This is a genomic window from Nocardia altamirensis NBRC 108246, from assembly GCF_001612685.1.
GTDB lineage: Bacteria > Actinomycetota > Actinomycetes > Mycobacteriales > Mycobacteriaceae > Nocardia > Nocardia altamirensis.
The window spans coordinates 15,603-35,513 of record NZ_BDAY01000025.1; the positions used below are offsets into that span (position 1 = coordinate 15,603).

At 66.0% G+C, this 19,911-nt stretch carries 14 protein-coding genes and 1 pseudogene; 9 read left to right on the plus strand and 6 right to left on the minus strand.

Annotation, left to right across the window (positions count from 1 at the left end):
• The first annotated feature begins 165 nt into the window (after positions 1-165).
• The 4 genes from lanKC to NA11_RS15875 all read left to right on the plus strand — a co-directional run bounded on the left by lanKC (position 166) and on the right by NA11_RS15875 (position 8,190).
• On the plus strand, positions 166-2,775 hold the full coding sequence (gene lanKC / locus NA11_RS15860; protein ID WP_069162663.1) for a class III lanthionine synthetase LanKC: 2,610 nt from the start codon (positions 166-168) through the stop codon (positions 2,773-2,775).
• 970 nt (positions 2,776-3,745) lie between these two features.
• Positions 3,746-5,008: an MFS transporter gene (locus NA11_RS15865; RefSeq protein ID WP_069162727.1), complete on the plus strand. Its 1,263-nt coding sequence runs from the start codon at positions 3,746-3,748 to the stop codon at positions 5,006-5,008.
• Positions 5,005-7,023 carry a prolyl oligopeptidase family serine peptidase gene (locus tag NA11_RS15870; protein ID WP_069162664.1) on the plus strand — a complete coding sequence of 673 codons (2,019 nt, stop codon included), beginning with the start codon at positions 5,005-5,007 and terminating at the stop codon, positions 7,021-7,023. Before NA11_RS15865 ends, NA11_RS15870 begins: the two co-directional genes overlap by 4 nt.
• An 87-nt stretch (positions 7,024-7,110) precedes the next feature.
• Complete coding sequence (locus NA11_RS15875; RefSeq protein WP_069162665.1) at positions 7,111-8,190, plus strand: hypothetical protein; 1,080 nt, start codon at positions 7,111-7,113, stop codon at positions 8,188-8,190.
• 45 nt (positions 8,191-8,235) lie between these two features.
• Here the strand turns inward: NA11_RS15875 and NA11_RS15880 are convergent, their stop codons facing one another.
• The gene (locus tag NA11_RS15880) at positions 8,236-8,814 is read right to left on the minus strand and encodes a TetR/AcrR family transcriptional regulator (RefSeq protein WP_069162666.1); all 579 of its coding nucleotides are present in this window, start codon (positions 8,812-8,814) and stop codon (positions 8,236-8,238) included.
• Between the two features lie 50 nt (positions 8,815-8,864).
• On the opposite strand from NA11_RS15880, the gene NA11_RS15885 reads away from it, so the two are divergent.
• Positions 8,865-9,719 (plus strand): phytanoyl-CoA dioxygenase family protein, encoded by an 855-nt coding sequence (locus tag NA11_RS15885; protein ID WP_069162667.1) that lies wholly within the window; start codon positions 8,865-8,867, stop codon positions 9,717-9,719.
• Between the two features lie 40 nt (positions 9,720-9,759).
• On the opposite strand, the gene NA11_RS15890 is transcribed toward NA11_RS15885, so the two are convergent.
• The gene (locus NA11_RS15890; RefSeq protein WP_069162668.1) at positions 9,760-10,581 is read right to left on the minus strand and encodes an adenylate/guanylate cyclase domain-containing protein; all 822 of its coding nucleotides are present in this window, start codon (positions 10,579-10,581) and stop codon (positions 9,760-9,762) included.
• 256 nt (positions 10,582-10,837) lie between these two features.
• Between NA11_RS15890 and NA11_RS15895 the strand changes: the two genes are divergently transcribed.
• Together NA11_RS15895 and NA11_RS15900 are read left to right on the plus strand one after the other, a co-directional pair.
• Positions 10,838-11,371 (plus strand): DUF4383 domain-containing protein, encoded by a 534-nt coding sequence (locus NA11_RS15895; RefSeq protein ID WP_167837649.1) that lies wholly within the window; start codon positions 10,838-10,840, stop codon positions 11,369-11,371.
• A 93-nt stretch (positions 11,372-11,464) separates the two neighbouring features.
• Positions 11,465-12,499: an alpha/beta fold hydrolase gene (locus NA11_RS15900; RefSeq protein ID WP_069162670.1), complete on the plus strand. Its 1,035-nt coding sequence runs from the start codon at positions 11,465-11,467 to the stop codon at positions 12,497-12,499.
• A gap of 577 nt (positions 12,500-13,076) precedes the next feature.
• Here the strand turns inward: NA11_RS15900 and NA11_RS45645 are convergent.
• Positions 13,077-13,518: pseudogene (locus NA11_RS45645) on the minus strand (Clp protease N-terminal domain-containing protein); the annotation flags it as partial.
• A 48-nt stretch (positions 13,519-13,566) separates the two neighbouring features.
• Positions 13,567-14,823 carry an alkane 1-monooxygenase gene (locus NA11_RS15910; protein ID WP_084654654.1) on the minus strand — a complete coding sequence of 419 codons (1,257 nt, stop codon included), beginning with the start codon at positions 14,821-14,823 and terminating at the stop codon, positions 13,567-13,569.
• 357 nt (positions 14,824-15,180) lie between these two features.
• On the opposite strand from NA11_RS15910, the gene NA11_RS15915 reads away from it, so the two are divergent.
• Complete coding sequence (locus NA11_RS15915; protein ID WP_069162672.1) at positions 15,181-15,975, plus strand: acetoacetate decarboxylase family protein; 795 nt, start codon at positions 15,181-15,183, stop codon at positions 15,973-15,975.
• A gap of 8 nt (positions 15,976-15,983) precedes the next feature.
• Positions 15,984-17,528 (plus strand): GMC oxidoreductase, encoded by a 1,545-nt coding sequence (locus NA11_RS15920; protein ID WP_069162673.1) that lies wholly within the window; start codon positions 15,984-15,986, stop codon positions 17,526-17,528.
• 230 nt (positions 17,529-17,758) lie between these two features.
• Here NA11_RS15920 and NA11_RS15925 read toward each other — a convergent pair whose 3' ends face one another.
• Together NA11_RS15925 and NA11_RS15930 are read right to left on the minus strand one after the other, a co-directional pair.
• Entirely contained in the window at positions 17,759-18,808 is a 1,050-nt protein-coding gene (locus tag NA11_RS15925) for a fatty acid desaturase family protein (RefSeq protein ID WP_069162728.1), read from the minus strand.
• Positions 18,809-18,954: 146 nt separating this feature from the next.
• Positions 18,955-19,845 carry an alpha/beta fold hydrolase gene (locus NA11_RS15930; protein WP_069162729.1) on the minus strand — a complete coding sequence of 297 codons (891 nt, stop codon included), beginning with the start codon at positions 19,843-19,845 and terminating at the stop codon, positions 18,955-18,957.
• Positions 19,846-19,911: the final 66 nt, after the last annotated feature.

A 19,911-nucleotide genomic window follows, 5' to 3' on the forward strand; every position in this document is an offset into this window, starting at 1 on the left:
GTCGCACGAAACATGGGGCTACCACGGCACGATGAGCTTTCTCATCGCGCTGCGGTAGGCGCGGAACACCGCAGCAGGCCGATTCGCCGATGCGGGGTCCCCGGCCATTCTTGAGTCGTTCGATTCCCCGGCGACCAGGCCGAATCCCGGAAGGGCAGCACCGAAATGGCTCAGGATACGGCGTTCACGTTCGCCCACCCCGACTTCTACGAACCCTTCGATCGCACCGATCCGGGCAGGCGCTACAACCCGACCCGGCCGCCCGAAGGCTGGACGCGGCACGAGTTCGAAGTGTGGACCCAGTGGACACCGCCGAATTCCGTAGTACCGGCCCAGGGTTGGAAGGTGCACGTGTCGAGTGCGCTCGCTTCCGCACAGCAGGTGCTCGATGTGGTGAGCGCCGCGTGCGCCGATCTCGGTGTCTCGTTCAAGCATCTCACCGGCAGGCAGTACTTCCTGTGGCTGCACGGCAAGCACGGCAACCGCGTCCAGAGCGGCAAGTTCTGTGCCATCTATCCCCCGACCCCACAGCTCGCCTACGCTCTGCTCGAACGGCTGGAACGCGAATTGTCCGGTATCGCAGGGCCATACGTGCTCACCGATCGCCGGTTCGGCGCCTCGCAGTGTGTCTCCTACCGCTACGGCTCGTTCCGAGCGCGCTACCGTCTGCAGCCCGACGGCACCAGGGAATCGACGATGCGCGCGTTGGACGGGACCGAGGTCCCCGACGAGCGCCGCCCCGAATTCCTGCTGCCCGCAGGCGTCGTCGATCCGTTCGGCCCGGTTGCCGAGGCCGACGGTGACGACGAGGTCAACTTCCACGGGTACACCTTCGAGACCGTGCTGCAGCCGAGCAATGCCGGCGGCGCATACCGCGCCCGCCGCGCCGACGGCACCACCGTGTTCGTGAAAGAGGCTCGGGCGCACAATGGTTACGCAGGCAACGAGGACGCACACAGCCGCCTCCGGCGCGAGTATCTGACACTGCGCGCCCTGCACGCCGCCGCGCCGACCTTGGCTCCGGAACCACTCGAGCTGTTCACCGAGTGGGAGCACACCTTCCTCGTCACCGAGTTCCTGCCCGGCCGCACGCTCATCAAGTGGGTGGTCGCGAACTCGCCGCTGATCCAGGCCGAGCAGGACCCCGAGGTGCTCGCCGCCCACTACCGGCGCTGCACGCATATTCTCGATCAACTCGCCGCACAGCTGGCCGTCCTGCACGACCTCGGCTACGCGTTCGTGGACCTCTCCCCCGGCAACATCCTCGTCGATGACGACGACACGGTGCGGCTCATCGACTTCGAAGCCACCCAGCCCATCGACCATCCGCTCGGCATGCTCGGCACACCCGGGTACGAACCACCCGAATCGCGCTCGCCGGGCACCCGGTCATCGGTCGATCCACTGCGCGTCGACGAGTACGCGCTCACCGCGATCGCGCAGTTGCTGGTCTTCCCCATGCACGAGACGGTCCGGCGCAGCCCGGAGACGCTCGATCACCTGTATGCCGAGCTGGCCGAACGGTGCCCGCCGCCGCAGGAGCTCTGGACGGTCGCGCTGCGGTCCCGGCCCGCGCTCGACGAGCAGCGCATGCCCTCGCCCGCCGAGGTGCGCTCCGCACCACGTGATGCGACGCGCTGGCTGCGCGACCGCACGGCCGAAGCGCTGGAACGCATGGTCGATCTCGACAATCCGCGCTGGACGTATCCGACGGCGCCTGCCGGACATCGGTCCAACACTCGATGCGTCGCCTACGGCACCGCAGGCGTCCTGCACGCACTGCGCGCCGCAGGCCGCGAGATCGACCCCCTGGTCGTCGAACGCCTGCGCACCCTCGCGCTGCGCGACGCGGCAACGACCGGACCGGGTCTGCTGTTCGGCAATGCCGGAATCGCCTGGGTCCTGGACGATCTCGGTGAGCGCGACGCTGCCGTGACGCTGCTGGCCGAGGCCGACCGGCACCGGCTCACGACCGAGTCGGCCGGGTGGGGCGGCGGCGCCGCGGGCGTCGCGATGACCCATCTGTCCTTCTTCCATCGCACCGGCGACCAGCACCATCTCGACCAGGCCGCACGGCTGCTCGATGCGCTGCCCGACGGCGATGCGCTGATCCCCGCGCTCGGCCGGGACCATCAGTCCGGGCTCGTGCACGGACGCCCCGGTATCGCACTCGCCCTGTACTACCTGTCGATGTTCACCGGCATGGACGAACCGTTCGAACGCGGACTCCGGCTGCTCCGCGACGAACTCGGGCACGCCGAGCCGATGCCGGTGGCCGCCTTGGGTTTCCGAGTCTCGGACGCCGACCGGCGCAACATGCCGTACCTGGGCTCCGGTAGCGCGGGTTACGTCCACGTACTCGCCCGCTACCTCGGCCGCAGGCCCGATCCGGAACTCGCCGAGCTGCTGCGCACCTGCGTTCGCACCGTTGGCATTCGGTTCACGGTCGGCCCCGGCCTGTTGCAGGGCCAGGCCGGGCTGATGCTCGTGCACGCCGACGTCGCGGCCCGCTTCCCCGACGAGAAGTTCCTTGCCGACGCACCGATGCGACCGGCCGCCTTGTTCATGCATGCGATCCCGGGTGACACCGGGGTCCGCTGGCTCGGTGGTCTCGGCCAGCGCCTCAGCGCGGACCTCGCCAGCGGTTCCGCGGGCATCCTGCTCGCCCTCCAGCACGCCGTCGCCGGCGTCGCGGATCCGCTGTTCACCCTGGACCACTGCCTCGAATCGGCCGCTGGCCTGCCCGGTAGATCCGTTGCCCCGCAAACCATCTGACCGCCCCGACCACCACAACTACATCAGGAACGGAGGTGAACCCATGACCGACGTTCTGAAGCTGCAGTCACAGTCCGACACCGAGCTCGACAACGACACGCCGTTCAGCGCAACGAGCATCCATCACTGCGCTGACGGCGAGGAGGAGTAGGTGCGGTGACCAGACCACCTACGCCACACGAGACAACGAAAGGAGGTGAACCACATGTCCAAGATCCTGAAGCTCCAGCTGCAGTCCGACACCGAGCTCGACAACGACGCACCGCACAGCTCCCACAGCGACCATCACTGCGTCGCCGAGGAAGAGGTGATGTGACCAAAGCGCCCCTGCCACAACGAGACAACCAAGGGAGGTGAATTACGTGACCAAGATCCTGAAGCTCCAGCTGCAGTCCGACGCCGAACTCGGCGACGACGCACCGATCAGCTCCAACAGTGACCATCACTGCGTCGCCGAGGAAGAGGTGATGTGAGCCGAGCACCCTGCCACGACAAGACAGCAGCGGAGGTGAAACAGCATGACCAAGATCCTGCAACTGCAGGCCGACGCCGAGCTCGGCGACGACGCACCGGTGAGCTCCATCAGCGACCATCACTGCCTCGAAGCAGAGGTGGACCTGTGATCCGACAACACCGAGACCACGAAAGGAGGTGAAAGACCATGACAAACGTACTGAAGCTCCAGCTGCAGTCCGACCCCGAACTCGGCACTGACGCGCCGGACAGCTCGATCAGCAACCACCACTGCATCGAGGAAGAGGTGGCGGTGTAATCCGACGAATCGCCGGGCGCAGGGTGACCCGCGCCCGGCGAAGTCCGTTCCTAGACCGAACAATTCAGGAAAGAACCATGGAAATCCAGAACCTGGTCGCGTTGGCGACCATGGATACCGACGAAGAACTTCTCGACGACGCACCGATCAGCGTGCTCTCGGTCGTCCACTGCGACGACGCGTATTTCGGGTGACGTGATGAGCGCATCAGTCCACGCCACCACGACCGAGGCCGACCTGCGGACCTACCGGGTCGCGCAGGCGGCCTCGACCTTCGGCAGCACCCTCACCGGCACCGCGGTCTCCGTGGTCGCGGTCGTCGGGCTCGGCGCTGGGCCGCACGAGGTTTCGCTCATCGTGGCCAGCGCGATGATTCCGCCGTTGCTGCTCGGTCCCGCCGCAGGCGTGCTCCTCGACCGGGTGAGCAGGCCGCGCAGGGTGTTGCTCGCGGCCGACCTGGTCGCTGCGACAGCGGTGTTGTGCTGTGCGGCAGCGATGTTCACCGGCATGCTGACCGTGGCGGGACTGGCCGCGCTGTCCTTCGTCCTCGGCCTGGCCCGCGTAGCGATCGAGGGCCTCTACTTCAGCCATCTCATGACGCTCGGCGTCACCAATCTCGGTCGGGCGCGCGCCGGGCTGCAGTCCACCACGATGGTGTCGCGCTCGGTCGCGGCCGCCGTAGCGGGACCGCTCGTTGCCGCGGTCGGCGCGGCGGCGATGTTCGCCTGTGACGCCCTCACGTATCTGTTCAGCGCCTATTGCCTCACCCGGCTGGCGGCACCCGACCGGCGACCGACCGAGCAGCGACACGGTTTCGGGCGCGAATTCCTCGACGGCGTACGGGCATTGCGCGGTCACTCCCTGCTTGCCGCATTGGCGATGTATCTCTTGGTCGGCGGGGCGGCCTCCGGCGGTGTCACGGCGTTGCGCGCGGTGTTCTTGCTCGACGAGGTGGCGTTACCTGTTGCGGTGTACGGGATTCCGGCCGTCCTCGCGACTCTGTGCGCCGCCGCAGGAGCATTGGTGGCGCCGCGGGTGCACGCCAGGGCGGTGCCCGCACGGCGGGTGTTGTCGATCGCGGTGCTCGGCTGTGCCGTCGGCACCGTTGCGCTGCCGCTGGCGGCAGGGTCGACGGCAACCGTGCTGATCGCCGCCTGCCTCGGTGCGGCGGTGCCGATGTTCTTCGGTGCGCTGCTGAACATCGCACTGGTGACGGTGATGGGCGACGGCGTCGGTGACGGCTACTTCGCGCGGGTCGGTGCATTGCTGTCCACCGGGACCACGGCAGCCAATCTGCTCGGCGCGGTACTCGGCGGCGTGCTCGGCGAACACTTCGGCGCACGCACCGGGATCTGGACGTTCGTCGCCGTCGACCTGGTCGCCGCCGTCGCCTTCCTCCTCGCCGTCGGCCGCACCCCCGCTTCCCACAACGACAAACCGATAGTGCAGGTGGCGCAATGAATCCCGAGTATCCCCACGCCCCCGCGTCCGATGCGTGGGATGTGCTGCACGGCATCCGGATTCCGGACCCGTTCCGGCGGCTGGAAGACCTGGACGACCCGGACAGCCGCACCTGGATCACCGCCCAGCGACAACTGGCCGACAACTATCTCACCGCGCTCCCCGGCCGACAGCGGTTACAAGAGGCGCTGCGCGACACCGTTGTTCCCGGCCCTGCCGACTCGCCGGTGAAATCCGCAGGCACGATGCGCTTCCGGGTGAGCCGCGCACATCTGGTCGGCCCGTGGCAACTTCAGGTCGCCGACGGACCGACGGCGGACTGGCGCACCCTGCTCGACGCGAAAGTCCTTGGCGCAGGGGCGCTCCTGCGCCGCTGGACGCCGTCGCCCGACGGCAGGTTCGTGGCTGTGCAGGCAAGTGTCGGCGGCGCCGAGGACGCGACCCCACTCTCGTTACTCGACACCGCGACCGGCGATGTCCTGCGGACGTGCGCGCTGACCCGGTATGCGCCGGTGGAGTGGCTCGCCGACAACAGCGGGTTCTTCTACGTGCGACGCCACGACAACCGTTGCGGCAGCGGGGTTTACCGATACCGGGTCGGATCAGCGACCGATGAACTGATCATCGGCGACGACAACCCGGTCGGCCGGTACCACCTCACCTTCTGGCACGACCGCTGGCTCGTCGTCACGGCTAGGACCGGAACCAGCCGAACCACTCGCGTCTCGATCACCGATGTCGCCCAGGGTGGTTCGCCGATGCAGCTCGATCTCGGCGGGCTTTCCTCGGCCGGTGTCGTGCTCGACGCAGCGGGCCGGATCCTGGCGATCTCCACCGCCGCCTGCGAATTCGGGCAAGTGCTCGTCGCGGATCCGGTGCCGTCGGGCGGCTGGGGGCCGTGGCGGTTGCTCGTACCGTCCGACGAACCCGCGGTGCTCGCCGCGTTCGCCCTGGCCGCTGCCGACGGCGAAGACCGGCTGTTGATTCTGCGCACCAGGGACGGCTGCGCGGAACTGTCGGTGCACGACGCGGAGCACGGCACCCGGCTGCGCGATGTCCAATTGCCCGGCGCGGGAACGGTAGCGGCGGTCAAATCCACCGACGAGCCGGGGGTGCTCGAGCTCAGCTATACCGACTGGATCCGGCCGATGGGTCGCTGGCGGCTCGATCTGCGATCGGGTCAGGTCTGCGCGACCGAGTCTGCGCCGCCGGTCCTGTCCGGCATCACCGTCACCCGAACGACCTACCGCTCCGGGCCCGACACCGAGGTGCCGGTCACGGTCCTGTCGCCGACCGGACCTCGGGTGCCGCGGCCGACCATCCTCAGTTGCTACGGCGGCTTCGGCATCACCTTCCGGCCCGGCTACCAGCCGGACACGCTCACCTGGGTGCGGGCCGGGGGCATCATGGTCATCGCGGGCGTGCGCGGCGGCGGCGAACGCGGACGCCGCTGGCACCGCGACGGTGCCGGCGCGCACAAGCTCAACGCGTTCGCCGACCTGCACGCCGCTGGCGACTGGCTGGTCGAGACCGGCTGGACCCGCCGAGACGGTCTGGCACTGCTCGGCGGCAGCAACGGCGGACTGATGGCGGTCGGTGCGATGGTGCAGCGACCAGGGGCGTACGCCGCGATCGTGAGCGCGGGCGCCCCGCTCGACATGGTCCGCTACGAACGCTGGGGCCTCGGCCGTGCCTGGCGCGAAGAATACGGCTCCGCCGACGATCCGACCGCACTGTCGGTCCTGCTGCGGTACTCGCCGTACTACAACGTCACCGCCTCGGCCGGCGAACGCCGTTGGCCCCCTGCACTGTTCACCGCCGGAGACAGCGACACCCGCGTCTCCCCCGTGCACTCCTGCAAGATGGCTGCCGCACTACAACGCGACAGCGGCGGGCCCGTACTCCTCGACGTCATCGTCGGCAAGGGCCACGCCGGTGGTGGCCCGGCATCCGACGACGCCCTGATCTCCTTGCTCGCCTTCGTCGCTCACCACACCGGCTTGCGGCTCGACTGATCGAGTGTTTCTACTCTTGCTCGCGCCCCCGCCGCGATCGAGACTCGGGTACGACATCTTCACGTACCGACAAGACTCGGGGGCCAGGTGAATTCGAAACAGAGCGGGGATTCGCAGCTGTCCAGCCACGAGGCGCCCGGTCGAGAGTCTGCGGCCAGCCGACTGCGCAGGGTGACGCCAGGAGCGGTCCTGCTTGTCGCGGTGGCACTGGCCGGGGTCACGGTTGCCCTCGATGTCGTCGTGGTGGCGCTGGTGCATTTCGGCGGGGCGGCGGTGGCCTTTCCTGGTGACACGCGCTATCGAGGTGACGTCGAATTCCTCTGGGGCGTAACGGTGCCGGCGCTGGTGGCGCCAGTCGTCTTCGCCGCAGTGATCGCTGCGTTGGTGCCGTGGCTTGCGCGGACTCGCGGCCCTGCGCTCGTTGCGCTCGGGGCGGCCACCGTTCCTCTCGTCGGGATGCTGGCCCTGCTCCACACGGGGCTGTATCCACTGATGCTCGACACCACGTGTTCGATCTGCGACGCGATTACCTATGACGCCGCGCCGGGGCCGCCGGGGTATCGAGCAGTGCGGTCAATTCTGTTAGCGCTCTTGGCTGTGTGCCTGGTGGGTGCGGTCGTTGCCGCATCGTCGTCGGCCACCACCCGCCGCGTTCGTGCGTTGGCAACATCGACGGACCGGCCCCCGTCCACCGTCAGCGTGGTGGGTATGGCCATGACAGTGCTCGGCGTCTGCGCAGCGGCACTGTCGTTGACCCTGATATTGATCGCGGCAACCGCTCGGAAGCACACCTACAGAAGTGGATTCGTGCCGTTGCCTACCGACGAGCGGGCGGTCGTCTTCATGGTGGCGGGGCTCGCGGCCGTGTTCGCGGCGGGCACACTGTGGCATGCATGGCTGTGGCGGCATGGTCGCGGTGCGGCCGCGGCGATGCTCACGCTGTCGGGGCTCGGGCTGGTCGCCGGGTCCGTGCTGGTGACGATGTTCCTGCTGATGACCCCCAAAGGCGGTGTCGTGCCGAGCGGTTGGTGGGTCGAGGTCGATCCACCGTGGCTACGGGAAGTGCACGGCACGGTGGCGTGGGCAGCGTTGGCGGCACTGCTCGTCGCGGTGATCACCGTGCTGCGGCCCGCCACGCTGCGCTGGGTTGCGCGGCCGAACCACTAGCGAACGCCGCTGCGGGCCATCGCGATTCAATGCCCGCTCGCACGGTCATTCGATGCCGAGGGTGGCGGCGATCAAGCGCCAGAGGCGTTCGGTGGCCTCGTCAGGGGTGGGGGTCGGGGTGGCACGGAGTTGTTGGGCGATCCCGTGGCGCAGGCCCCCGATGAGGTAGGCGCCCGCACTGTCGGGATCGACATGGCTGGGGAGTTGACCACTGCGCTGCCCGCCGCGGATGTTCTCGGCGGCGTTGTCGCTCATGGCGTGGATGTAGGCGGCCTCGAGCTCGGTCAGTTGGGAGTCAGGGGCGGTGCGGTTGAGCAGGATCGGGGCCAGCGGGTCAGCGAAGTGGTAGGCGACGAAGCGGCCAGTACGTTCGCGTTCCCTGGTCGGCCAATCGGCGTCAGCGGGCAGATGGGCGTCGCCGACGGCGTGCGCGAGGCCGTCGTAGAAGGCGTCGTAGATCGCAACCAGCAGACCACTTTTGGAGCCGAAGTGGTGGTAGAGCGCGCCGGTGCTCAAGCCGGCGCTGCGGGTGAGCGCGCCGAGTTCGATCACGCCGTTGCCGCGGACGAGTTCCGCGCGGGCGGCGTCGAGAAGTTGTTGACGACCAATCGGAGCTCGTGCCATAGTCGAACCATAACAGAATTCAGTTATGTTATGAATCGCGAGGTGATCCTATGCAGACAGAAGTGTCCTCACTGGTCGATCTGGGCGGTGATCTGGCCGGAAAGTATCCAAGGACCACGAGCAGCGGCGCGAGCATCGATCCGGCGATCGTCGAGGCGGATCTTGCGGCCGTGCGGCGGGACGGCTATGTGATCCTGCCCGATCTACTCTCCCCCGACGAGCTCGCCGACATCCGCACCGCGGTCGAGCCGCTGCTGGATCGGCACGGACGCAACCTCTTCGAAGGACACACCACCCAGCGGGTGTACAGCGTGCTCAACAAGACCCGAACCTGCGACCGAATCGCGGACCACCCACGGATATTGGCCTTGCTCGATCGGTTGTTTCTGCCGAACTATCTGCTGTCGATGCTGCAGGTGATCAACATCCTGCCCGGCGAGCAGGCACAGATGCTGCACACCGACGACGGCTTCTACCCGATCCCGCGACCGCGGGAAGCCCTTGGCGCAGCGACCATCTGGGCGATCGACGACTTCACCGCCGACAACGGCGCCACCGACATCATTCCAGGAAGTCATCAATGGGCGCACCGGATGCCAACGGACGAAGAACGCGAACCGGTGGTGATGCAGGCCGGTTCCTGCGTGTTCTTCGTCGGCACCCTCTGGCACGGCGGCGGCGCCAACCGCTCGACCAACCAGCGGCTGGCCCTCACCGCCCAATACTGCGAACCGTGGCTGCGCCCGCAAGAGGCGTTCACGTTGTCGATGACCCGCGACACCGTGCGCGCGGTGTCCGAGGACATCCGGCGGATGCTCGGCTACAGCATCCACCCGCCGTTCATCGGACAGGTCGACGGCATGCATCCGAAGCGACTGCTCGAGCCCGACGCGCCACCGCTGTGAACACGTCGAAATCCACTCGGCGTCAACAGCTTCGACGGCGCTAGGGCGACTCGGCACGCTCGACCGTGTAGAGGTGGTGGGTGCCGTGCAGACCCTTCAATTCGACTTCGCGGTCGCCGGTGACCGCGATATCCGGCGCGTCGACGATCGAGTCACGCACGGCTTCGCTGATCAGGATCTCGCCACCGTTCGCGTGCCCGGCGACCCGGGCCGCCATGGCCACGTTTCGGCCGAACAGGTCGTCACCGCGCCGAACGGACCTGCCCATGTGGATACCGATCCGAACGCGAACACTCTCGCGGCCAACGGATTTCGCGCCGTTGCTCAGCGCACCCTGCACATCCAGGCCGCAGCGCACTGCCTCCTCGGGCTCCGCGAACGCAATCATGAAGCCGTCGCCCTGACTCTTCACGATGTGCCCGCCGTGCTTCGTCACGCGTGCACGAACCAGCCGATCATGGCGGCCGAGGAGTTTCACCCACGCCTGGTCGCCGAGCCGCTCGTTGAGCGCGGTGGATCCTTCGATATCCGAGAACATGATCACGACATGACCGTCCGGCGTCAGGCCCGCCAGATCCGGTCGTTCGACCTGAGCCCAACCGGCCAGATTCTCGATCGACGTGAGTACCGCCCCACGAAACCCCTTCTTACGCAGAAGGTTAGCGGTATCCCACACCGTCTTCACCGCCTCGCGACCACCATTGACGAGCAGCTGACGAGTGTCGAACCTGCGCTGCAAATCGTCGAACGCACGGCGGAGTTCGTCGAAGGCGCGGCGACTGCGCGCGAGCAGCACGATCAAGACGACCAAACCAACGGCCTCCACCGCGGCAACCGCCGCAAGGACGAGCTCGATCATCATGGATTCCGTCGCGAGTAGTGGTCGGCGCGTGCGAGTCCGACCATACCTGCCCGACAGGCCATAGCGCCGACCGTCGCACTCCTCGGCCGCTACCTCGATAGCTCCTTGCCACATCACTTGACTATGTCGATCGACTTAGTCGATACTCACACCACTCTATGTCGATCGGCATAGATCGGCGGGCCGCCCGGACCCACCCCCGACAACCCCGCGGTGTCGTGGATGGCAGGAGAGGGAAAGACGAATGCTCATTTCAGTGCGCCGCATCCTGGTGGCCTACATTCACGCCCTGACCGATTCGCCGGTCCAGTTCGGGGTGTTCATCATGGCGGCCTGGTTCACCAGCAACGGCCCTGCAGCTTATCTGACCTGCACATCCATGCTGTTCAACCCGGTCCAGCCGTGTACCACTCAGGTGCTGGGCTTCATTCCCGTCACCGTCAACCTGCTCCATACGCTGTGCCATCTCAATACCGGAATCATCGGCCTGGTGGCGGTACTGCGCCGGTCCTCGGCGATCACCTATGCACTGATCGGTGCGGCCTACTACATCGCATGGGGAATCCTCGGGTTGGTCGGCGGCGCGGATATCCGCTACTACATGGGCGTCGATGCATTCGGAAGCTGGGTCCACATCGTCGAGGGAACGGTCCTGGTCCTCCTGTGGGCCGGTGACCGGTTTTCACGTAGGCACGCCGCACACCCGAATACTCAGGGCGACCCGAGTCCGGTCGTCACACTCTTCCAAGACGGCGCTCCGCCGCCGAGGATGACGACACACGGATCCTGAGTCGGGTTGTTCATCGCGTGGCTGACGTTTTAGGCGATCTCCATGTAGCTACCATTCAGTTACGAAACTGGTGATCGTCGGAAGGGAGATGCCGTGCGCGCTGCGTTGCCTGCCTCAGGATCTGGCGAGACTTCCCGGCGACTGCGCACCAGGATCTACGCGACTGCCGCATTCAACCCGCCGACCGTTGCGTGCGACGTCGTGCCGGTCACCACATCCGACGGTATTCGATTGCGGGTGCATGCTTATGGGCCCGCCGACGGCGACGTGCTGGTGCTCATTCACGGCTGGTCGTGCTGTATCGAGTACTGGAATCCGCAGATCAACGCCTCTGCAGGCACCTACCGCGTGATCGCCTACGACCTGCGTGGACACGGCGAGAGCGAACTCGGTGACGCTGCGCTGACCGTCGACCTGCTGGTCGACGATCTGGTCGCTGTGCTGGCCGCGACGCTGCGGCCGGGCAGGCGAGCGGTACTGGTCGGGCACAGTCTGGGCGGAATGCTGGTGCAAGCCTGGGCCGGGAGTTATCCGGAGCAGGTTCCCCGGTGCGCGTCCGCGGTGCTGTTGGCCAACACGGCCGCCGGTGATCTTGTCACCGAGACGACCGTGCTTCCGCCGTTCAACCGCGGCTGGCTGAAGCTGCCGCGCTGGCTCGCCCGAGCGGTGTCCGGCTCGTCGGCGCCGATCAGACGGAACGCAGTCACGAAATGGCTGTTCCGCCATCGCATCCTGAGTCCGGCTGCCAGCGCGGATGCCGTCGACTTCGTGATGGCCATCACGAAGTCTTGCCCTGGTGCGGCGCGGTCGAAGACGGGCCTGCTGCTGACCGACCTCGAATTGGGCCGCTCCGCTGTCGATCTGACGGTGCCGACGACGCTGACAGCCGGAGCCTACGACCACTTGATTCCCGTCACTCAGGCCGAGCGGCTCGCCGAAATGCTGAGGGAGGCAGGGACCTTCCAGAAGTTGGTAGTCCTTCCGACCGGACACACGGGCACCCTCGAGGCCCACGAGGAGTTCAACACGGCACTCGCCGAGGTCCTTGCGACCAACGCCGTCCGCGGGACCAGCGCCGCTCAGGCCAAGCCCGCCGCCCTACGAGATACACCAGACTCCAACCCGTAGTTCCGCCACCAGCCCGCCGAATGTCATGCGCACGCAGCGAGTCTGGTCGGTCGGCAGTCATCCTGTCAGGCCGTTGATCGGTGCGGGAATTCTTCGAGCTGGCGGAGTTCGGCGTCTAGGGACTGCCGGGCTTCGGCGGTGAAATGGTGCACTCCCATGGCGAAGACTGCTCGGGACTGGGCTTCGGTGAAGCCGAACTGGGCGGTCAGGCTGGTGATGGCGTCGCGGCTGGAGGCTGCGGCGGCGACGAGTTCGACCAGCTCGCTGCGGCGTCCGATGGCGTCGATCATGGCCGTCAGCACCGAGATTCGTCCCTCGATGCGGTCCCGTAGTTGCTTTTCCTCACGGTGCAGTTCCTTGCGGGCGTCGACGGTGAGGCTCCCTATGCCCATGCCGAGGACCGCTCGCGCCTGCACGTCGGTGAAGCCGAACTCGGCAACCAGGCTCGCGATGACCTCGTCGACGGAGGATGCGGCAGCGACCAGCTCGACCAGAGCACCGCGCCGATCGATGGCGGTGATCATGGCGGTCAGCGTCGAAATCCGTTCCGCCGCCTGCTCACTCCCCGAGGTCTGCTCGCCCGCGACGCCGGACAACTGCCGCAGTACCTCGACACGAACCCGGTTCAGGTCGGCGCCGAGCTTCACCAGCACCTGTGCCGCGACACCCTCACCCTCACGGAGGAGACCGAGCAGAACATGCTCGGTGCCGATGTAGTTGTGGCCCAGGTGCAATGCCTCGCGCAGGCTCAACTCCAACACCTTCTTGGCGCGCGGAGTGAACGGAATGTGACCGGCAGGCTCCTGCCCGCCCGTGCCGATGATCGCCTCGATCTGGCTGCGCACCTGGTCGAGACGCACCCCCAACGCCGCCAGCGATATCGCCGCTACACCCTCGCCCTCATGGATCAGACCGAGCAGGATGTGCTCGGTGCCGATGTAGCCGTGGTTGAGCGTCCTGGCCTCTTCTTGGGCCAGGACCACGGCACGACGGGCACGGTCGGTGAACCTCTCGAACATTGCTCTCCCCTCCAGTGTGCGTAGGCCTCCCACCTCGCGGCCGAAGCCCTACTCAACGATGCCATACCCGGCGGACAGCTTCGACGAAATGCGATCGACAATCCTGGCAGGCGCCAACACCTGGCTCCCTGGCAATTTTTCGCCGTCCAGTTCGTTGCGTCCATGGGCCGCCAGGATTTTGGCGCGTTTACGGGGCTGGATGTTGGCTTTGGTGATGTCGCCGCCGTAGTGCGCGAGCACCCGCGGGTCCATCACGTGCCGCCACAGCGGCGGAATCATCGCGCACATGACCATCGTGATGTATCCGGCCGGAAGCCGTGGCGCCTCATCGGAGCAGCGCAGAGTCTGGTACCGACGTCCGGTGTTGATGTGATGGTCGCTGTGCCGCTGCACATTGAAGATGAAGACATTGGTGACCAGCCAGTCGCAGTCCCAGCTGTCCTGGGGCGAGAAGCGGGCCCATTTGCCGTTGGGCTTCCGCTCACGGAGCAGTCCGTAGTGCTCGATGTAGCCGATCGTCTTGAGCAGCGCCATGCCGAGCACCGCCTGCAATAGCAGGTACGGCAAAATGCCCCAGCCGAATACGGCGAGCAGTCCACCGAACAGCAGCACGGTCATCGCCCACGACTGCACGATCTGGTTGTGCATACTCCACCAGCCCAGACCTTTTCGGCGTAGCCGCGCCCCCTCCAGTTTGATCGCAGAGCGGAAGCCGGTGACCAGATAGCGCGGCAGGAACTCCCAGAGCGATTCGCCGTACCGCGCGCTCGAGTGATCGCGGGGCGTGGCTACCCAGACGTGATGTCCGCGATTGTGCTCGACGGTGAAGTGGCCGTAACCCGACTGTGCCAGTGCGATTTTCGACAGCCACCGCTCCAGCTTCTCGACCCGATGGCCCAACTCGTGGGCGGCGTTGATACCGATGAACGTCACAAAGCCCACCGTCACCGCCAGACCCAGTTTGTCGACCACCGTCAACTCGTGCCCGGACCACATCGCGCAGGCGACGAGCAGGCCGATCAGCTGAACCGGCAGGAACAGGAACGTGCACCACCGGTAGTACCGGTCGTTCGACAGCTCCTCGTATTCCTCGTCCCGCAGATTGTTGCCGTCCTCCCCCACCAGCCAATCCAGTACCGGGATAACGACGAACACGATGATCGGTCCGCTCCACCAGAACACCGGTGAGCCCGTTCGCAGCACCACCTGGGAGGGGAGCAACGCGGTCCCAGGCGCGACGAAACCTAAAAGCCACAGGTGACGCTTGAGATCAGGTGATCCCACACGTTTGCCCAGCATGCGCATGTTTGCCCTCAGATGCCTCTCGAAGCTTCGATTTGAATGCGCGAAGCATAGGGTGAGACTGTCCGTAATGCTCGCCAGGACGGTTTAGTCGGCCTTAATACCTGGTAAAATCAATTGCACTGATCGCATTTCATAAACCCGAGCTTAACTCGAAATAAGCGCCGCTACCCGAGCGCTCGAAAAATTGTAACTCTGCACTGCACAACCCTTTCCGACCTGGTACGGTCCGTTCGCCAAGGAAAAGGAGATTCGGTGTTCGGTTACCGGCCAGTGAATTCGTGGGGTCGTCGGCGTCTATCGCGGCGTAATCGTGGGATCGGACATATTCTGGCGGCAGTGGCGCTTGCCGGAGTAACAATGACCACAGCCGTTCCGGCTGCGGTCGCCGCACCGCATCAGTGCGACACCAATGCCTGGGAGTCGATCAGCTCGACCATCCCCGAAGCCAGGCTGACCGATTCGATGCGGCAGAAGATTCGCAAGGGCCCGGATGTCCCGTCGCCGTGGGATCTGACCTCGGCGGACGGCTTCCTGCTCTGGGTGATGCCACCGAGGCTCGGCGGCCCTTCGCTCCTTCCGAAGGAGCTCTCCGGATCCGTGCTGCCATTCGCGAATTACGGCTTCGCAACCCGGTACACCAACACTCCGGTCGGTCAGTACAACGAGATCACCGGCATGCTCACGTATGCAAGGGCGCAGAACCCCGGGATGTACGCGCACTCGCCATTCATGGTGGTGGACAGTCCGGAGACCGCCAAGAATGGACGGAACAACTGGGGATACCCGAAGTCGCTGGCCGACTTCACTGGAACGCCCCGCATCGGCGAAACGCTCACCGCGAGCGGCCCCGGCTGGAAGGTGTCGGTGTCGTCCCAGCCGCTGCTCTTCGACGTGCCGATCACCCTGCCTAACTTCCTCGGCTACATCCAGACGCCGGACCAGCTGTCGTTCGAACAGCCCTCACCTGCCTGCGGCACGAAGAAGATGCACAGTCTCCGTCTCGGCGGATTGTCGGCCAAGATGAAGCCTGCGCTGGTCACGGTGAAATCCGAAGGCAGCGAAGAACTTCGCGCGATGATGCCGAACGGCATTTACCCCGGGCAGTACGCCACCTTCGACAATCTCGGCTTCGACATGCCGGGTATGAACTAGATCGTCCGATGCGGCAATCGTCATTGAACCGACGCGCCCTGTTGGCGCATGGCGCGGCGATTGCCGCGGGCGCATTCAGTGCACCACTGCTGCTCCCGGCGCGGGCGCGGGCGGAGACGCGGACACACCGGCAAGCGATCGTCATCGGCACCGGGTTCGGTGGGGCGATCGCGTCGTATCGGCTGGCGGCGGCGGGCGTCGACGTCCTCACCCTCGAGCGTGGCCGCGCATGGACCCAGAGCGACGACGCGATCGTCTTCGACTCCGCCCTGGACTACCGTGACCCGCAATGGGTTTGGGAGCCGACGGTGTCCCACACGGCCGGGCTGGTGCAGCCGTACATTGCCGGCTCGGTCAATATCGCCACCGCGGCGTGTATCGGTGGCGGGTCCATCGTCTATGCGGGCGCGACGGTGCCGCCGGTGCGTCGGTACTTCGACAAGATCTTCCCCAAGGATCTGAGTTACGACGAGCTGGAATCGGTGTATTGGCCGCGCGTCACCGCAAGGCTGGCTGCCGCGCCGGTCCCCGAAGACCTTTTCGCCAGTGCACCTTTCGCACACGTACGGTGGTCAGACGCCCAAATGGCGCGTGCGGGAATGGCAACCACGCCGGTGCAATCCACCTTCGACTGGGACATCGTGCGAAGGGTATTCGACCACGCCGGCGGATCGCGGGCTGCGGTAAGCACTGCGTTGCCGTGGAACAGGAACTCCGCCAAGAAATCTGTGACCCGCAGCTATCTCCGCTGGGCCACCGAATTCCCCAACTGGGACCTGCAGCCGCTGCGGGATGTGCGGCACATCGCCCACGAAAACGGTAAGTACGTCATCGATGTCGCGGTGCAGACCGAGGCAGGCGGCACCGAAACCTACACCTGCGACCATCTGTTTCTCGCGGCAGGCGCCGTCGGCACCACCCGTCTCCTCCTGCAGTCGAGGGCACGGCACGGTCTCCCCGATCTGAACGAGCATGTCGGCACCATGGTCGGCGACAACGGCGACCAAATGACCTGGCGCTTCGCCGATTCGCCGGAATTCTCCGGCCCGCAGGCCAGCGCGATCGTCTCCTCGGCCATCGTCGACGACGAATCCGACGTTCCCCCGGTCCGGGTCGAGTCGGTGAGCCTGCCCGGCCCCTCAGGCCAGCCACCCATTCTCGCGAATTTGACAACCACGGCGGACTGGGAGAACCGGACTTCCTGGACAATCGACGGTTCGGAGCCGGTACTCGAGTTCAACCCGGCGACCTGGCAGGATTCGCTGAAGGCCGCGCTCCGAATTCACGAACGTGTCGGCCGATCAGCAGACGCACTCTCCCAGGCAGGCGGATTCCCTTTCGCGCCGGGCATCTCGTTCACCGCGCATCCGCTCGGCGGTGTCCCGATCGGTAGCGCGACCGATATCGACGGACGCGTGATCGGCTACCCGAATCTGTACGTCGTCGACGGCGCACTCGTCCCGGGAAACTGCGCGGGCGCAAATCCCTCGCTCACCATCGCCGGGATCGCGGAACGCGTGTTGGATCGTGTGCTCGGAGACATCGTCCGTTAGGTGTCCCCGTCACGGGCGTCCCAGGAACCCCGATCCCTGTCCCGTACGCTGGCAACGAGTTTCGACCGTCGGTTCCAGGTCACCCGCCCGACGAGACCACGTCGGCGACCATCCGCTAGCCCTACGCCGATCTCAGCTACGACGGCGGCGCCACCCACCCCGGCGCCTACGTCTTCCCGGTCGGCGTCACCCCCTGAGCGAAGCAGCACCATCACCTGGGTCGGAGCGCGCTAGCTGGGGGCGGCGAGGGATTTGCCGACGGTGTTCAGGTGGCGGAGCGCCTGGGCGTAGGACTCGAAAAGGCCTGTCTCGCAATAGGGAACGCCGATTTTGGCGCAATAGGCGATCACGATCGGCCGGGCGTGGCGCAGGTTCGGGCGCGGCATGGAGGGGAAGAGGTGGTGTTCGATCTGGTAGTTCAAGCCGCCCAGGGCGACATCGACGAACCAGCCGCCGCGAACATTGCGCGAGGTCAGTACTTGCCTGCGCAGGAAGTCGAGAGCCCCTGGGGTGTGCAGGACTTCCATGCCCTTGTGGTTGGGCGCGAAGGTGCAGCCCATGTAGAACCCGAACAGTCCCTGCTGAACCGCGATGAACGCCAAAGCTTTACCCGGCGAGAGGACGAGGAAGACCAGCGCCAGGTACCCGATCACGTGCACGGCGAGCAGCACCGCTTCCCGACCCCAGTGCGGCGTCGCCCGCTGCCCGACTGCCCGCACGCTCTTGTTGTGCAGGCTGCCGCCTTCCAGCAACAGCAGCGGGAAGAACAACCACGCCTGGTAGCGGAAGATGAAACGTCGGAGACCGCGGCCAGTCGTGGCCCGTTCGCCGGAAAACGCCAGCACGCCCATGGCATCGGGGTCCGCGCCTTCGGTGTTGGGGTTGGCGTGGTGGCGGTTGTGGTTGCCGGTCCACCAGCCGATGCTCACCCCGATCCCGAGGTTCCCGCAGATCATGCCGAGCAGGTGATTGGCCTGCTTGGTGCGGAACACCTGCTGGTGCCCGGCATCGTGTCCGAGGAAGGCGAGTTGCGCGAAGACCGCGCCGAGGAACACCGCGGTGCCCAGCTGCCACCACGAGTCGCCGATGAGCACGAACGCCGCCCAGCCACCCACGAGTGCACCCAAGGTGATCACGATGCGCACCGCGTAATACCGCAGCCCCCGGTCCAGCAGGCCCGCTTGCCGTACCTGGCGAATCAGCTCCGAGTATTCGCTACCGCGCTGCGATCGCTTGGCTGTGTCGCCGCTTGCGACGTTGTCTAGCTCGAGGTAGGTCACCCGTTCCACCGCACGCGAACTGGCAAACCGGCGGGGCGGCGCAGCGCCGTACTTGGATTGACCTCCACCTCGCAAGCTTCGCAGTTTTCAACGAGATTCGCGAACCCGGGCGCCAGCGCGCCGCGCATTGTTCATCCGCCATTTCGTCAGCCGGGCGGGAGCCGATCGATGAACTCGTCGAAATGCCGGATCACCCCTGCCGGATCCTCGAGCTGCGGCCAGTGGCCGATGTCGTCGCCGAGGCTGACGACGTCGGGATTCGGGATGATCTCGCGATAGCGAGCGGCCATGTGTGCGCCCGAATTCGGGTCGCAGGGTCCGTCGATGAACCGCATCGGCACGGGCGTGCGCTGCATCGCCGTCACCCAGCGATCGCGTTCCTGCTTGCGATCGTGGATGAATCTCCCGACCAGGTGGGTCACGCGTTTGCCGTGGTGGTACGCCATGATCTCGTGCCATTGGCGTAGCAGTTCTTTCGACGGCTTGGTCTCGGGACCGAACATCTCGTCGAGGGCGAGGTCGGTGAGCCGGTCGGTCATGAGGAACGGGAACCGGCCGACGATCGAGCCTGCGATGGTGTCCGAGAGCAGTGTCTGCACGAGTCGAGGCCGATAGACCTCGTGAAAGAGGCCGCCGTTGAGGAAGGCGATCGAGGCGATGTCGGTGGTCGTCGTGCCCTCGGATTGTCGCGTGAGCAATTCCTGCGCGACGCTCACTCCGATGTCGTGCGCCATCACGTGGCAGCTGCCGACGCCGAGCTCGGCAAGCAGCGCGGTGTGCATATCGGCATGTGCGGCAACGCGATACGCATAGTCGACCGGCTTCGCCGAGAAGCCCATGCCGAGCATGTCCGGCGCGATGACACGGAAGCGCGCGGTGAGGTGGTCCCAGATCTGTATCCAGTCCCATGAGCTGAACGGGTATCCGTGGATCAGCAGCAGTGCGGGGCCACTGCCCTCGTCGACGTAGAACACCTCGTGTCCGGCGAACGTGAGGAAACGTCCGCGCGAGTACCAGTCCCGCAGGCCCGGATCCACGAGCGAGTTCGAGCCCGAATCACGCACTATGTTGTTCCCCATAGTTGACATCATTCCCGAAGTTTT